At 40.9% G+C, this 15,180-nt stretch carries 12 protein-coding genes and 1 other RNA gene; 7 read left to right on the forward strand and 6 right to left on the reverse strand.

The window, feature by feature from the left end; translation table 11 throughout:
* Positions 1–186: 186 nt before the first annotated feature.
* Together BM386_RS09370 and BM386_RS09375 are read right to left on the reverse strand one after the other, a co-directional pair.
* Positions 187–867, reverse strand: a complete 681-nt coding sequence (locus BM386_RS09370) for a response regulator transcription factor (RefSeq protein ID WP_091693012.1) — start codon at positions 865–867, stop codon at positions 187–189.
* A complete protein-coding gene (locus BM386_RS09375) occupies positions 864–2,384 on the reverse strand; it encodes a sensor histidine kinase (protein ID WP_091693014.1) in 1,521 nt (506 codons plus the stop codon). The genes BM386_RS09370 and BM386_RS09375 overlap by 4 nt, the downstream gene beginning before the upstream one ends.
* 114 nt (positions 2,385–2,498) lie before the next feature.
* On the opposite strand from BM386_RS09375, the gene BM386_RS09380 reads away from it, so the two are divergent.
* From BM386_RS09380 to BM386_RS09390, 3 genes are all read left to right on the forward strand, one after another.
* Positions 2,499–3,329, forward strand: coding sequence for a GLPGLI family protein (locus BM386_RS09380; RefSeq protein ID WP_091693016.1), 831 nt, complete (start codon positions 2,499–2,501; stop codon positions 3,327–3,329).
* Positions 3,330–3,349: 20 nt separating this feature from the next.
* Complete coding sequence (locus BM386_RS09385; protein WP_091693018.1) at positions 3,350–6,031, forward strand: TonB-dependent receptor; 2,682 nt, start codon at positions 3,350–3,352, stop codon at positions 6,029–6,031.
* Positions 6,032–6,440: 409 nt separating this feature from the next.
* A complete protein-coding gene (locus BM386_RS09390; RefSeq protein WP_091693020.1) occupies positions 6,441–7,979 on the forward strand; it encodes a TlpA family protein disulfide reductase in 1,539 nt (512 codons plus the stop codon).
* Positions 7,980–8,313: 334 nt separating this feature from the next.
* Here the strand turns inward: BM386_RS09390 and BM386_RS09400 are convergent, their stop codons facing one another.
* Both BM386_RS09400 and BM386_RS09405 read right to left on the reverse strand, forming a co-directional pair.
* Positions 8,314–8,880, reverse strand: a complete 567-nt coding sequence (locus BM386_RS09400; RefSeq protein WP_091693023.1) for a DUF3109 family protein — start codon at positions 8,878–8,880, stop codon at positions 8,314–8,316.
* A gap of 45 nt (positions 8,881–8,925) precedes the next feature.
* Complete coding sequence (locus BM386_RS09405) at positions 8,926–9,399, reverse strand: PaaI family thioesterase (protein WP_091693024.1); 474 nt, start codon at positions 9,397–9,399, stop codon at positions 8,926–8,928.
* 234 nt (positions 9,400–9,633) lie between these two features.
* Between BM386_RS09405 and rnpB the strand changes: the two genes are divergently transcribed.
* Positions 9,634–10,060: RNase P RNA component class A (gene rnpB / locus BM386_RS09410), an RNA gene on the forward strand.
* A gap of 168 nt (positions 10,061–10,228) precedes the next feature.
* Positions 10,229–11,386 carry a sigma-54-dependent transcriptional regulator gene (locus tag BM386_RS09415; RefSeq protein ID WP_091693026.1) on the forward strand — a complete coding sequence of 386 codons (1,158 nt, stop codon included), beginning with the start codon at positions 10,229–10,231 and terminating at the stop codon, positions 11,384–11,386.
* Between the two features lie 186 nt (positions 11,387–11,572).
* Here the strand turns inward: BM386_RS09415 and BM386_RS09420 are convergent, their stop codons facing one another.
* Complete coding sequence (locus tag BM386_RS09420) at positions 11,573–12,568, reverse strand: acyl-CoA synthetase family protein (RefSeq protein WP_091693028.1); 996 nt, start codon at positions 12,566–12,568, stop codon at positions 11,573–11,575.
* 67 nt (positions 12,569–12,635) lie between these two features.
* Between BM386_RS09420 and BM386_RS09425 the strand changes: the two genes are divergently transcribed.
* Positions 12,636–13,307 carry a hypothetical protein gene (locus tag BM386_RS09425; protein ID WP_091693029.1) on the forward strand — a complete coding sequence of 224 codons (672 nt, stop codon included), beginning with the start codon at positions 12,636–12,638 and terminating at the stop codon, positions 13,305–13,307.
* A 36-nt stretch (positions 13,308–13,343) separates the two neighbouring features.
* Here BM386_RS09425 and BM386_RS09430 read toward each other — a convergent pair whose 3' ends face one another.
* Complete coding sequence (locus BM386_RS09430) at positions 13,344–14,081, reverse strand: cupin domain-containing protein (protein ID WP_170857070.1); 738 nt, start codon at positions 14,079–14,081, stop codon at positions 13,344–13,346.
* A 234-nt stretch (positions 14,082–14,315) separates the two neighbouring features.
* Here BM386_RS09430 and BM386_RS09435 point away from each other — a divergent pair, with 234 nt between their 5' ends.
* Positions 14,316–14,894: a YceI family protein gene (locus tag BM386_RS09435; RefSeq protein ID WP_091693032.1), complete on the forward strand. Its 579-nt coding sequence runs from the start codon at positions 14,316–14,318 to the stop codon at positions 14,892–14,894.
* The last annotated feature ends 286 nt before the right edge of the window (positions 14,895–15,180 follow it).

Consider the following 15,180-nt stretch of genomic DNA (forward strand, 5'->3'; position numbering starts at 1 on the left):
GTAGATCACAAAGGCCTTGACTCCGGACGGCCACCAAATTTGAGGTTTAAAGAGAGGAGCGGAAATGGGGCGCATCCGCATTTTTATCTCATCCCAAAAACCAAATCTAACGGACACAGCCTAAAGTTGAGGTGAAGCTTGATGGAATATGGCTAATGGCAGATTTACTTTACCACCCTGAAACACTCAACACACCAATTTATACCCAAAACCTCTCACGTTTAAGATCTGGATTTGGGAGTCTTCCTGTAGTTTTTTGCGAAGCTTGGTGATAAAAACATCCATGCTGCGGGCATTGAAAAAATCGTCCGATCCCCAAATCTGCGTAAGGATCAAACTTCTATCTGTAATCTGATTGGCATTTTCCAGCAGGATTTTAAGGAGTTGAGATTCCCGAGCGGTAAGATGGCATTCCTTTTCATTTAGCCTCAAAAGTTGCTTGGTCGGATGAAATTCATACTTCCCAAGTGAAACCCAGTCTGATTGGTTTTTGCGGAGTTGCTGCCGATTGAGTTGAGCTTTGATCCGTACGATCAATTCTTCCATGCTGAATGGTTTACGTACGTAATCATTTGCACCTAATCCAAATCCCTTCAGCACATCCTCCGTTTGGGATTTCGATGTCAGAAAAATAATCGGAGTGTAGGGATCTATCTTTCGGATTTGCTCAGCAAGCGTAAATCCATCTTTCTTGGGCATCATCACGTCCAATACCAGTACATCTGGCTTAGCCTTTTGGTAGCTTTCCCAGGCTTGTAGTCCATCAGGGCAAAGGGTAACTTGAAACTCCCGGCTTTCCAGACTTTCCTGAATGATCATACCCAAAGCCATTTCATCTTCCGCCAATAGAATTTTTATTTTGCTCATGGCCAAATCGTGATAAATGAAGTACTATTTGCAGATGATTCCAGTTCTATTTTGCCCTCGTGTTTTTCAATGATTTTCTTCACATAATAAAGCCCGATTCCGAAGCCCTTTACGTCATGAAGATTTCCTTTTGGAATTCTGTAGAATTGCTCAAAAACACGTTCTTTTTGATCTGGACTGATGTTCCCGCCATTATCCCAAATCCGAATGCGAGTAGTTGCGCCTTGATCAAGTGTGATTCTCACCTGATCTCCTCCGTATTTCAGCGCATTGTCCAGCAGGTTAGATAATACATTTTCGAAATGGAAAGGATCTACTAGTAGCTGGGTGACATGTGAAGGGATAACAAGTTCTATTTCCTTCTCGGGAGTCAAGGTTTGAAACTTCTGTACCAAAGACCTGAGGACAGGAATTGGATCAACTTCCTCCTTTTTCAAGATCAGCTGCTCAGAATTCAGGGTGGCGGTTTCCAGCAATTTCTCCACCATCCCGTTCAGTTTTAGCATTTGCCCTTTGGAAATCCCAAGATATTTTTTGGTCTTTTCAGGGTTGTTTTCAGGATTGAATTGCTCGATTCCTTCTATTGCAGAAAGTGTAGTGGCAATAGGAGTCTTGAATTCGTGCGTGATATTTCCGATCAGATCTTCTTTGATCTCGGCGATTTCCTTTTGGTTTTTGATGGTTTGGTAGAGATAATAAAAAGCTCCAGAGATAATTAGTAAAAAGATAATTGACATCAAAATATCCACCATTCCACGCTTTAGGACAGTAAGTGCTGTATTTTCAAAGAACATCTCCAGCTTTTGTCCACGAGGCAGGAATGTAGATTTGGAAATCGTGGAAAACGGCATTTCGGTCAAGGCAGGGTAATTGAATGAACCTGCAATCGTGTCGTGCTCGTATTGGAGCAAACCGTAGTTTATTGCTATGTCTTTTCTCTCCAACTCCTCTTTTACCAGTGTACTGATTCTATCGAAATCCAGAGAATCCCTTGTGATGGAAATGATAATTTGATTCGTCAGCATTTTGAGATTGCTGATGCTATCCGCGGCATCCAGTCCTCTGAAAATATTTATACTGTGAATTTCCTTTGGGTCGATCGTATCAAACGTATCTATGTGAGTTTGAAGCCTGAGATTCTTACTGGTATCAAATTCCCCGAACCAGTTTGCGGTTGAAGTGTCCCCAGCTTCCATTTTTTCAAGTGCTTTAAAGAGGATTTTACTTTCCCCAACTCTCTTAAAGAAATCATTTGCAGAGCTGTCAGGAGTTGCTTTTAAAGCATTTTTAAGTCTAATAGTTGAGCTCTTACTCTCACTCAGCGTGATCACATCTGTCTTAGCTAAATCGGCGAAATAGACTTCCAATGCATTGTCTAAACTTTGTTGGATGTCCGTAGCTAGTTCCGACTCATTTTGCCTGAACTGGGTAATATTTCTATAGACCTGCACTCCTATACTTACCATTAGGGTGAGGGCAATGAGTATTCCTATTCGCTTGAATTGTAGCTTTTTCACGGTGCTAAAGTATATGCTAGGAAAGTTATAAATCTGAATGTTAACACACGTTAACAGTGCTTAACTAAGTAGCAGAGCCGTTTTCTATTGGTTTGTAGCAACAAATTTACAGCTATGAACATACGAATACTATTTCTCTCCTTTGCTCTGATGGGCTCTGTTTTTACCGCAACTGCACAAGGTCTCACCGGCAGAGCTTATTACAAATCTTCTTCAAGTTTCAAGATTTCAATGGATAGCTCCAAAATGGCTCCCGATGTCATTGCTGATCTACAGAAGCAATTGAAAAAGCAGATGGAACGTGAATATGTGCTTTCTTTTTCCCAAACTGAATCTAACTGGAAGCAAGTGGAAAGCCTCGGAGCTGGACCTGCTACAGCTTCTTCCGGTGGAGCTAGTATTGTAATCAGTACAGGAAATCAGGATAGACTTCTTTATAAGAATGTGGCAGAACAGAATTACATCAAAGAAGAAGACCTGATGGGGAAAGGGTTTTTGGTGAAAGATAGTTTGAACATTTATGACTGGGAATTGACTGGAGAAAGCAAGCAGATTGGTGATTATACCTGTCAGAAGGCAATATATTCTAGAATTGTCGACAGCAAAACATTCTCCATGGGGCAAGATGAGATGGTAACAAGCAAAGATACCGTGAATGTAACGGCTTGGTTTACCATGCAAATTCCTGTAAGTCATGGGCCAGATGATTTTTGGGGTTTACCAGGATTGATTCTAGAGCTGCAGAATAGAGGAATGACTTATATCGCCGAGCGAATTGTCTTGAATCCAAATGAGGCAGTCGAAATAGAAATCCCTAAAAAGGGTGAAATGATCAGCAGTAAAGACTATGAAGCACTTTCGGAGGAAAAGATGCAGGAGATGATGAAACGGTATTCCGGTAAGCCGGGAAGTGGAAATGAGATGGTGATCAAAATCGGCAATTAATCTTACCTAATACTCCCCAGATGCTATTTCTTAAGCGCTTGCTCGCGATCGGTTTTTTTCTTCTGATTGCCCACCCTTCTTTTTCCCAGAACAAAAACCTAATCGGACAGGTGCTCGATAGTCTCAGTCAGCCAATTGCTTATGCAAATGTGGTAGCGGTGAATCAAACTACTCAAAAGATCGGTGGTTTTGCGATCTCAGATGGAGAGGGACGTTTCAAAATAGCACTGACACCAGGGTCTGAATATTTGCTACGGGTGTCCTTTGTAGGGTACAAACAATTTGAACTGAAGATTACCGAATGGTCTGATCAGGAGCAGATTAAGGTGGTCCTGAGTCAGGATGAAACCATGCTGGATCAGGTGGAGGTGGTAACAGAATTACCGATCACGATGAAAGGTGATACGCTGACCTACAAGACTGATGCATTCACTACAGGCACCGAACGGAAGCTGAAGGATGTGTTGGAGAAGCTTCCAGGTTTTGAAGTGGATGATAATGGGGAGGTGAAAGTGCAGGGAAAAAAGGTGGACAAAGTGATGGTTGACGGGAAGAATTTCTTTGATGGTGATACCAAACTGGCAACCAAAAACTTACCGGCAAATGCCGTTGATCGTGTGCAGGTGCTCAAAAACTTCAATGAAGTAAGTCCGGTTCGCGGCTTGGATAATGACGAGACCTTGGCATTGAACATTCAGCTAAAAGATGGTAAAAAGAATATGGTATTTGGTGATTTGACTGCAGGTGCTGGACCTCAAGAGCGATACTTAGGTCATGCGAATGCTTTTTACTACTCTCCTAAAGTCAATCTCAATCTGATCGCCGATGCCAACAATGTTGGGGAACTGGCTTTTACGCTACAGGATTATTTTAGGTTTAGTGGTGGACTTGCAGGTTTGGCTGGCAAGTCAGGATCTTCGCTAAGTGTAAGTTCTGATGATCTTGGGATTCCCATGGCTCAGCGGAACAATGCTTTGGACTTAAAAACTGAGCTTGCTGCTCTGAATCTAAATTATAATCCGAATAATAAATGGAGACATTCAGGATTTGTGATTGGCTCTGCTTCCAGGAATAAACTAGGTTCATCTTCTCAAAGGACCTATTTGAGAACTGATGAAAACAATCAGGAGACGCTTACTTCAGCTAGCACCGTGGAGAATAAATCTGGCCTGATGAAGTACGCAGTGACCTTTACGCCTAAGGAGGAAACTTATGTGAAGTACAGTGTATTTGGGAAGTTGGCTGATATAGCAAACCAGAATTTTCAGGATTCTGATTTTGGGCAGACTCGCCAGCAAATCAAAAGCTATCAAAGTCGGCAGCCTTATACGATTCAGCAAAAAGGAGAGTGGTTTCATGCCCCATCGGACAAGAGAGTCTTTTCCATGGAAGCGAATTGGGAGAAAAAATACACCAATCCTCTTTATGATTTAACCACAAATCAGAAACCATTTAATGGAATGGTGCCAGTCGTAGATAGTGAGTCTTACAGGTTTCTGCAAAATCAGTATATCAAGACCCGAACGATAGAAGGAGCTTTTAATTACTATCACATCTTAAACCCTACCAACCATATTAATTGGAGTCTAGGATATACAGATACCCGACAAGAGCTAGTAGGAAGTTTGGAGCAAGCAGATGCAACTGATGAGGTAGATCTTGGAGAGTTTGATAACGATTCCCGCTTTGATTTTCAGGATTTGTATTTGGGGATGACTTATAAGACCAAATGGAAATCCGTGGTGATCAGTCCTTCACTTTATCTCCACAGATATGCGTGGAAGGATGTGCAGATGGAAGATGAGTTGAGTAATGATAAAATCCTGCTTCTCCCAGGTATGTATGCCAAGTGGAGTATTAAATCGAATCGCTCGTTAACCTATAGATTCAGCAGCCAGGCAAACTTTATGGATATTCAGAAGCTTGCGCAAGGATTGGTGGTGTCGGATTACAATTCGATTTTCAGAGGAAACAGGCAATTAGACAATGGGTTGTTCTTTACTCAAAGCCTTAACTACAATCACTTTGATTTCTTCTCTTCCCTCAATCTCTTCGGAAACTTGAGCTGGTCAAGAAAGCATCATGACTTGGTGAATACAACCAATTTTGTGGGCATTAGTAGAATCATAAGTATTCAGAATATTGATCCTATCAATGAAACACTGACTGGAAGTTTGCAGGCAGATAAGCGGTTTCAGTCGTTTAAAATCTCTGGTGGAGGAAATTGGAATACCTATACCACGAATAGTTTTGTGGATCAAAGTCTGATTAAGAATAGCCAGTTTGCACATTCCTACTTTATGAAATTCACCAGTACGTTTATGAAAACTGTAGAGGTGGATTTGGGTTATACCTGGAACCAGAACTTCTACAATTCTACCAATGCCAAGAACACCTTTAATACGCACTCCCAAAAAATTGAAGTGGACTGGGATATTTGGAAGGGTTTGAAATTGAATGCGGATTATACATACAATGCGTACACGAATAAGGCTGCACAGACCACGAGCGATTTTGATTTCTTCAATGCTTTTCTGAGCTATCAGGCAAATTCAAGTCCATGGGAGTTCCGAATTACCGTATGGAATATTCTGGATACCCGCGCTATTCGCAGAGATAGTTTTAGTGAGAGTCTAATCAGCACCTATTCTTATTTGGTGCAGCCTAGATATGGGCTTTTTTCATTAATGTGGGAGATTTAATTTGTGTCTCCATTATGATCCAGAAGGTTTCAAAAAGGTTAAAGACTACCTATCCATGGATCAGGATTCGAGATTATAAAAAGAGAAGTGAAAGAGTATTCAGAATCCGTGATTATAAATTCCTAAAAGCTGAAATTCTAAAAATCATTCGAACTCAGAAAAACAAAAGATAAGCCTGTCCACCCAAATCAATTATTACTATTTCTGATGTATTAGATCTGGTCAGTTTCTTCTTTTAGAAAACTCACGTCATTAATACTTCTGTAATCCAATGGGTTACCACAGAACTAAGAATCCTAAAAAATCATAAAATATTTTTTTAGGACTAATAAATTCCTTAAAATGATTAAGAATTTATTTTAACTGCTTTTTTATTAACCATACGTACACTCACTTTAACCCAAAAAATATGCAACCTGATTTTTGTAAAACGCTCCCCATTCTTGCAGTCCTTTTTATTTTGTCTGCTTCATGTTTTTCGCAGAATATCGGAGAGCTTTCAGAAGGAAAGAAGGAAGTCTATAACACCACAATTGTAATTAACCTCAAAAAGAATGCTGACAGGGAGCATTTGTTGTCTCTTGGGCTGCGTAATCCGTTAGCTTTTGATCCGCTTTATCTCCCACCCCCTCCAAATACTATTGATACTTCAACGAATCTTAAAACCGTAATAAAAACCACTATAGAAAAGCCGACTTATTTGACCTTGGGGCATTATATATTGCATATTGAGCCGGGCGACAGCCTAAACATGGACTTTGAGGTCTTACTACAAACAAAGGAGCGCTATAAGGATACCATCAACATTAATCATGGAAATGTATTTTTTATATGGAAGGGAGACGCTGGTCTTTTGCTCGAGAAATATTTGGGAAGCATTGCCGGTTCTCTCAAAGATCTGAAAACGGCCGACCAAATAACTGAATTCACCTCTAGAGAAAGTCTGAGGAGCATGGCTGATAGTTGTACAGCACTGATTTACAAAGATCACCCCATTCTGAAACGTGACAGTTCTACTTTTGAAACGGTAAAAAAAAATGGTGCTGACCGCCTTCTCGCACGATTAGCGTACAGGCTTGCACTTCTTTATACCAACACCAAGAACGAATCAATAAGAAGTGCCATTGAAACTAGTGAGATGAATATGCTTGAATATGCTAGTTTACAAGAAGAGAATTATGATGACCCCGTGACTTTAGTCTACTACCGAAATATCTTTTACTTTTTCAAAGAAATGGGTCTTGACGCACAAGCTATTCTTGAAAGGTTCAATGGCAGTAATGATACGGTTAAGCAGTATGTACAGCTCAATCTTTTTTATGACGGAATGCTAAATGAAGAACAAAAACTAGGGCTTATTGACAAACTGACCTATCCTGCTTTTAAGGAATATGCACTTCAGCTGGATCAGGATTCCAATCGGGGAATTGAAAAATCGGGATATGTAAACAATGAAATTAGAGGAGCCCGGTTGTTTGATGTGAATGACAAAGAGCTTGCTTTTGACGAGCTTTTTAAGACGACAGCCCAGCCCTATTTATTGTTTGATTTTTCAGGATCCTGGTGCAAGCCCTGCCTGGAAGAAATGTCTGTCTATGCAAAAACAAGACATTTGGACAACTCTAAAAAAGTACGGCCTATTTGGCTGTTTTTCGAAAACGATAAAACAAAATGGCTCAATGTTGTAGAGAGATACAATTTAAAAAAGGAAAACTGCTTTTTGGTAGTGGGTGAATCCGGCAACATATTACAGAAGCAGTTCGCTTTGTTGTTTGACTGGGAAGGGGAATTCCCCCACTATTTCCTTTTTGCCAAAGAGGGGGAAATAATAGAAAAGAGAGCAAGACCCGTATCTCTATTTGAGGAAAACGATGTGGATAATTTGCCTCCAAGAGAAAAGAACAAGAACTCCGGACCTCCAATACCACCACCAATAAAAACACCCTAATTGTTAGTAATGTCTAGGTGTCCGGTATAGTATTTTGAGGACGCTGTGATCAAGTTTATCCATTGGGTCAATTTCTATTTGAATGGAATCACCTGGAAAAAGATAAACTCTTTTATCCATAACCTCTATTGTATCCAGTTGAAAAGAGTCAAAATATTGAAATTTATAGACGCTTCGGAACCCAATTCCTTTCGGCCCATTTACTGCCTTAACGTCCAAAATTACCCCATCAACTTTCTTATATTCTTTGGAACACGATCCTAGAAACATCAAAAAAAGCAGCAGAATTAAGTGTGATTCTGAAAATTTCAAATCCCAAACATCAAATTTCAAATTACTGTCCTTCAATCTCCTCTACCAATTCCGCATACCAAGCTTCTCCGTATTTGCGGGTGAGTGCATCCTTGAGGAATTTGTAGATCGGAACCTTCAGACTGGATCCTAACTGACAAGCTGGATCACAGATATGCCAACGATCGTAATTCAAGGCATCAAACTGATCGTATTTCGTAATCCGGATCGGATACATGTGGCAGCTGATCGGTTTCTTCCAGGTGATCTTACCATCAAGGTAGGCTTGCTCTATACCGCATTTCAGAATACCGCGATCATCGTATAAAGCATAAGCGCATTCACGATTGTCACCGATGGTAGGAGTTCCTTTGTCGCCGTCCTTATCGAATACCCAAGTCCCTTGCTTTGCTATTGCCTGCCGACCTTCCTCGGTGATGTAATCTTTGACAATTGGGTAGATCTCTTCGATGATTTTGGTCTCTTCATCTTCCAAAGGAGCTCCAGCATCACCTTCCACACAGCAAGCACCCTTGCATGCCTCAAGGTCACAGACAAAAAAATTCTCCTTAATATCATCCGAAAGCACGGTATCCCCTACTATAATCATGGTCTTATTCGTTAGCTCACAAAGGTAAGCAATCGAACGCTAGGCTTACGGCTTCACCAAGTCTTTTCTTCGCACATAAACCCCTTTCTGCAACTTGGCAATGAGATTTCCATTCCCATCTTTTACTTCACAGGGAAATTCAAAGACTGCTTTTCCCTCCCTATCTACGACTTCTTTTATATCAGAAATCTGCTCTGGTGAAAGCTTGAATTCTGCATATACCGTCCCCTTGCCGGGCTTCACAAATTCTATACTTGCGGTTTTATCCCAAACGATGTACTCCTCGCCAAGCTGGATAAGAACTATAAACATGAAGAATGGATCGCACATGGAATAAAGAGATCCTCCAAAAGCTGTCCCAAGGAGATTTCGGTTATACCAGGTGAGTTTAAGCCTAGTTTTGAAACTGGAGAAATAATCTGCATAGTCAACCACCTTAATCCCTGAAAATAGAAATGGAGGATACCAGTTGATCATCCGGATCAGTCTTCTGAACTTTCTTTGATTGCTTTTATTCATTTGGAAACGATTTTTTAAAATAAATTACATCTCAAGATCCTAAGAAAATTTAGATATCAATTTTATGTCTAGAATAACGTGGTATTTCGGCGATAAATCAGGTTTATCATTTACAAATAACTCGATGTAATATCATCACTAGTTAAGTTGCAGATAATTAACCTCCTACCTCCAACTTCCCAACCTCCTACAATTTTTCCTAAACCGATCGCCAGAAATTGACGTACTTTGTAGCGTGCAAGTCGTCTTGTCGTCGTCTCATGGTAATAGTGGGAAGGAGGAAAGTCCGGGCAACATAGAGCGCCATACTTCCTAACGGGAAGGGGGCTGACTGGTGACGGTCAGTTTACAGCTAGTGCAACAGAGAATATACCGCCAATCGACTTCGGGGCCTGCCCTGAGCTTGTCGAAGGGTAAGGGTGAAAAGGTGGGGTAAGAGCCCACCGGTCTGGCAGTGATGTCAGGGGCATGGCAAACCTTATGGGTTGAAAGATCAAATAGGTTCCGCGTCGGATTCAATTCCGAGAAAAGTTGCTCGCTTTTATGCGGAATGGGTAGATCGATGGACCTCGATTGTGAAGTCGAGGCTAGATAAATGGCAAGAAACTAATTCTGGAAACAGAAAAGGAAACAGAACCCGGCTTATAGACTTGCACTTTTTTATTTTATGTATATCCGCTTTACTTCCAGTAAGGTGGTAAAAGCAATATAGGATATTAAACTTAAGAATTGAGGCCGCTTCGGTCTTCGGTCATCGGTCTTCCGACCAGATAAGCAAAGAATCTAAGGTGACTGACCTCATTGCGGATAATCATATTATATTGAACCTATGTCGAAAATACTGATCATCGATGACGAGAAAGTCATCCGAGCTACGCTCCGAGAAATATTAGAATACGAGAAATACACCGTGACAGAAGCTCAGGATGGTGAAGAGGGATTGGCAAAATTACAGGAGGACGATTACGACCTGGTTCTCTGCGATGTAAAAATGCCAAAAATGGACGGCATAGAAGTCCTTGAAAAAGCCAAAACCTTGGACAAATCACCCCAGTTCATCATGATCTCAGCGCACGGTAGCATAGAGACTGCGGTTGAAGCGACTAAAAAAGGTGCTTTCGATTTTATCCCAAAACCTCCGGATTTGAACCGTCTATTGCTGACGGTACGAAATGCGCTGGACAAAAAAAACCTGGTCACAGAGACCAAAGTTCTCAAGAAAAAGCTTTCCAAGAAATTGGACATGGTGGGAGAATCCGCTGCTATTCATAAAGTGAAGGATACCATAGAGAAAGTAGCTCCTACCGATGCCCGGGTTTTGATTACAGGACCGAATGGCACAGGCAAAGAACTTGTCGCTCATTGGGTGCATGCTAAAAGTAACAGATCCACACAGCCATTTGTAGCGGTAAACTGTGCAGCTATTCCATCTGAATTAATTGAAAGTGAACTATTTGGACACGAAAAAGGAGCATTTACTTCAGCTCACAAGCAGCGCCAGGGGAAGTTCGAACAGGCTCAGGGAGGTACACTATTTTTGGATGAAATCGGAGATATGTCACTTTCTGCCCAATCAAAAGTACTTCGCGCTCTTCAGGAGAATCTGATTAACCGGGTAGGCTCTGACAAAGACATCAAAGTGGATGTACGTGTGTTGGCGGCGACAAACAAAGACCTGAAAAAGGAAATCGAGGAAAATAGATTTAGGGAAGACCTTTATCACCGGCTGAGTGTAATCCTAATACAAGTTCCTGCCTTGAAAGACAGAAAAGAAGACATCCCTCTACTGGTAAATAAATTTTTGGATGATATATCTCAGGAAAATGGCGATGCCCCAAAAAGTATCAGCAAAGCAGCTCTGGCAAAACTGCAGGAATATCCTTGGACAGGAAACATCCGCGAACTGAGAAATGTGGTGGAAAGACTGGTGATTTTAGGAGAACCTGAAATAAGCCTTGAAGACATAAAAAAATACGCTGACTACTAAGTCAGCGTATTTTTTTTAGCTATTGGCGTCCTGAATAGTGGTCGCTTTTGCATAAGCTGGACATGGCTTACTGGAAGCACAAGCTCCCAAAGCTAAAATTCCGATTAATAATGCTGCTGTGGCTAATTTTTTCATCTTTTAGTAGTTAATCCTTTCAAATATGTTCAATTATTAATTAGATAGCAATTACTGCACCAAGAGATTACAACCTCTTACCTCGCTATTGTCAAATCTGCCCAGAACTTCCAGCATTCCATTTTCATCAAATCTGCCTAAATCCTGAGTTTCGATAAAAGCACAGGAATGAAAATTTGCCAGGTCAATCACATTAATCCCTCCCTGAGAACGCTGAGAAAGTGAAAGCGGATCATTTACATCCCTTAGGATAACGCGCATCGTAGTCGGAAGTGTATATTTTCCCTCTCCTTTGGAGTAGGCCTGAGACATGAGTTCAGTCATCCCATATTCAGAATGAATAGCATCCACACCAAAGAAAGGTTTGAGAATATCATGAACTTCCTCGCGGATCATTTCCTTTCTCCTCCCCTTCATTCCTCCCGTTTCCATAACGATAAGATTTGAAGGAGGATTGATTTTTTTACCTGACTCTGCCAGATCCAGTAATGCAAAAGTCACCCCGAGCAATAAAATCTTCCGCTGACTAGTAGCCAGCATTTCGATTTTTGAGATCAATTCATCCTGATTGTATAGATAAAAACCTGAATGCTCGGACTTACTCTCCTTTATAAAATGATCAGCCATGCTTACCAGACTACTCCCCTTCCGCTCCAAATAAGCTGGCAAAAGCGCCAAAACATGAAAATCTTTCAATGCACCGTAAGCCCTTTCAAAAACCTGTTGGGTATGAGCAAGATACCACTCCTCAGACCAGATGTAATGACGGCTTGTGATCATACCAGTAGTACCTGAGCTGGAGAAAAAATCACTGTAATCATCGGCAGAACCTGAAGTCACTTGATGATCCTTGAAAAACCGGATGGGTAAAAAAGGAATTTGATCTAATGACCTGATGGAATGCGTAGCTAACTTACGAGCGGAAAGGTATTTCTTGTAAATCGGATTAAACCGAGACTGGAAATGAAAAAGTTCTAGTGCAAGCTTTTCAAAATCCTCCGATTTCAATTTACTTAACCTACTTGAAAAACTTTTAAAATCCTGCATCGTTTTATATTTTGCATCATCCAACCAAAGTATTGGTTTACTTTGGTTGTAAATTTACTTTCGCCCTATGCGTTTAAAAAGCTATTTAGGAATATTCTTTTTGTTAATCTCGGCCTCTGCCTGCATTAATCCGCCGGATAACTTCCCTTCAGTACCTACAATCACTTTTGAATCAATCGAATACGTACCTACTAATGGGTCAGATTCCCTGATTGTAGGGATTGATTTTCAGGATGCTGAGGGTGACCTGGGATTATCTGGGACGGATGATGATCCTCCTTTCAACAACGTGGACTTCCAGCGGGATTCCAATGGAGAATTGATAACTTATAGTACTAGACCTCCGGATGCTCCTACTTACAACCCTATTGACTGGCAAGTAAATCCTTTGGTCGGAAATGAGCGCGTAAATGACACCATCTGGGTAAAACAGAATCCTAACCAATTCAATATTTTTATCAAATTTTACATCAAAAGAAACGGACAGTTCACTGAATTCAAATGGGAGGATCCTCCTTTCTACACTACGTTTAATGGACGTTTTCCTAGAATATTAACCAACGAGGTGGATCAAGCTGTGGAAGGAAATATAAGGTATGGTATGCTTTCCTCTGGTTGGGAATCCATTTTCAGAAGAGATACAATACAAGTTGCCGTAGAGATTCAAGACAGAGCACTCAATCGGAGTAATGAGGTTCTAAGCCCAGAAGTGACGCTCTCTCAAATCACACGACCATAAAAAAAGCCCTTTGGAAGGGTAATTTTTATGGAAACCCTATTTCCACTTAAACGCAAAATAGGTCGTCGGCTCATCACTGGTATTACGAATGCCATGCAGAGATCCTGACTCCATGAGATAAAAATCTCCTGCTGTGGCTCTATATTCTTTTCCATCAATCAGCTGAGCAGTTTCTCCCGAGATCATTAGGATAATTTCAGTTTCTACATGTGTATGAGGGGCATGACTTGCTACTTTTCTATCCAAGGTAGTCACATGCATCTCCAGTCTCTCACACATGGAAGTTGATCTATCAAAATAAGATCGAACCCCTCCTACGCTCGTAGCCTTATAAACAGTTGAGTCACTATTAACCAACAGCGTACCACCGGAAGCTGTACCTCTCTCGATATTCATGGGTTTCTTAGATCGAAATCTAATCACGTAGTAAGTAAGTGGGATTTCACCAACATTTTTCAACGAATGCATTTGCTTAGGCATTAAAGAAAGCACACCATTTGGCCCCAGGATCGTATTTTCCCCATTTATATTGACTGCCATTTTCCCTTCCTTGACAATGACAAGTTCTTCAATATCATCGTTGGCGTGAGCAGTGCTAGCTGCTGACCCTACTGCCTGGGTAGTTGCATGCATTTCCAAGTAAGAAAAATGGGTGGAAGTACCCTCAAAAATAGGCCTTGAAATTCGCCCTTCACTTTCTTTCACCTCAAACTCATCCCAATGGTAAACACCGGATTTGATGGGCTGCAGCTGCGCAAAAGTAGAATGTGACATAAGACAAAAGGTTAGAATTATAAGAGATTTCATAGCTAAAATTGCGATGAGGAGATTTACTTGAACAACTGGATATCAACTTGACCTTACATCCGATCAAAACAATAATATAACGGAACTTACTCATTAATCCATTAAGAAATTTGTGATTTTAAAACCATACTTAATTTTATTCCGTCTTAGTTTCATTCAAACAAATCCTATTCGTCACACGCTCAACCAAATTCAACAGTTATGAAAATCTTAACCTTACTATTCACTTTAGTATTTACAGCTCTGTCTTTCAGCCCTGAAGTAGCCACAGTGAACACCTCAGAAAGCACCATTACCTGGACAGCTAAAAAAGTAACGGGGCAGCATCATGGCAAAGTACCTATAACTTCTGCGACTCTGGACTACCAAAACAACAGAATCCTCGGGGGTACTTTCGAAATGGATATGACTAGCCTCACAGTAGAGGATATCACTGATCCAGGCATGAACAAAAAATTGAGTGACCACTTAAAATCAGATGATTTTTTCTCAGTAGAAAAACATAACACTTCAACCTTTACAATCACGGAAGCGAAAACCGGTAACGGCACCGATTACCAACTCACTGGAGATCTTACGATTAAGGGCATCACCAAACCAGTGTCCTTTCCCGCAAAGGTTGAGGCAGCAGGAGGCAAAATCATCGCAACTGGTAAACTTACTTTTGATCGAACTCACTACGATATCAAGTTCCGCTCAGGATCTTACTTCGAAAACCTAGCCGACAAACTCATCTACGATGATGTAGAACTAGACGTTCGATTAGTTGCCAGTGAGTAAGCAGTAGATCAAACTTTAAGGAATAAGTGAAACTGTTACTTCTAACAGAACATGATCCACTTTCCGTCCCACACAAAGCTCCTAGATTAATTTCCTGGAGCTTTTTTGTGCCTGATTATTAAATAGAAGTTATCAAATAAGGAAAGCCTTTGATTGGTTCGGAAAAGTTTCTAACTACCGAGCAATTCCCTGAGCTACCAGAATGGAAAAGTTAAAAACCAGACTGTTCATGAGTTTGCGGGAAATGAAATTAGAATTAGCCTTATCGGTAAGGGCTGCCAATAAA

It is taken from the genome of Algoriphagus locisalis (genome assembly GCF_900116615.1).
Taxonomy (GTDB): Bacteria; Bacteroidota; Bacteroidia; order Cytophagales; family Cyclobacteriaceae; genus Algoriphagus; species Algoriphagus locisalis.

Excerpts from the sequence above, each read along its gene's own strand:
- BM386_RS09370 (WP_091693012.1), bottom strand. The coding sequence starts at position 867 with ATGAGCAAAATAAAAATTCTATTGGCGGAAGATGAAATGGCTTTGGGT.
- BM386_RS09380 (WP_091693016.1), top strand. The coding sequence starts at position 2,499 with ATGAACATACGAATACTATTTCTCTCCTTTGCTCTGATGGGCTCTGTT.
- BM386_RS09385 (WP_091693018.1), top strand. The coding sequence starts at position 3,350 with ATGCTATTTCTTAAGCGCTTGCTCGCGATCGGTTTTTTTCTTCTGATT.
- BM386_RS09390 (WP_091693020.1), top strand. The coding sequence starts at position 6,441 with ATGCAACCTGATTTTTGTAAAACGCTCCCCATTCTTGCAGTCCTTTTT.
- BM386_RS09400 (WP_091693023.1), bottom strand. The coding sequence starts at position 8,880 with ATGATTATAGTAGGGGATACCGTGCTTTCGGATGATATTAAGGAGAAT.
- BM386_RS09405 (WP_091693024.1), bottom strand. The coding sequence starts at position 9,399 with ATGAATAAAAGCAATCAAAGAAAGTTCAGAAGACTGATCCGGATGATC.
- BM386_RS09415 (WP_091693026.1), top strand. The coding sequence starts at position 10,229 with ATGTCGAAAATACTGATCATCGATGACGAGAAAGTCATCCGAGCTACG.
- BM386_RS09420 (WP_091693028.1), bottom strand. The coding sequence starts at position 12,568 with ATGCAGGATTTTAAAAGTTTTTCAAGTAGGTTAAGTAAATTGAAATCG.
- BM386_RS09425 (WP_091693029.1), top strand. The coding sequence starts at position 12,636 with ATGCGTTTAAAAAGCTATTTAGGAATATTCTTTTTGTTAATCTCGGCC.
- BM386_RS09430 (WP_170857070.1), bottom strand. The coding sequence starts at position 14,081 with ATGTCACATTCTACTTTTGCGCAGCTGCAGCCCATCAAATCCGGTGTT.
- BM386_RS09435 (WP_091693032.1), top strand. The coding sequence starts at position 14,316 with ATGAAAATCTTAACCTTACTATTCACTTTAGTATTTACAGCTCTGTCT.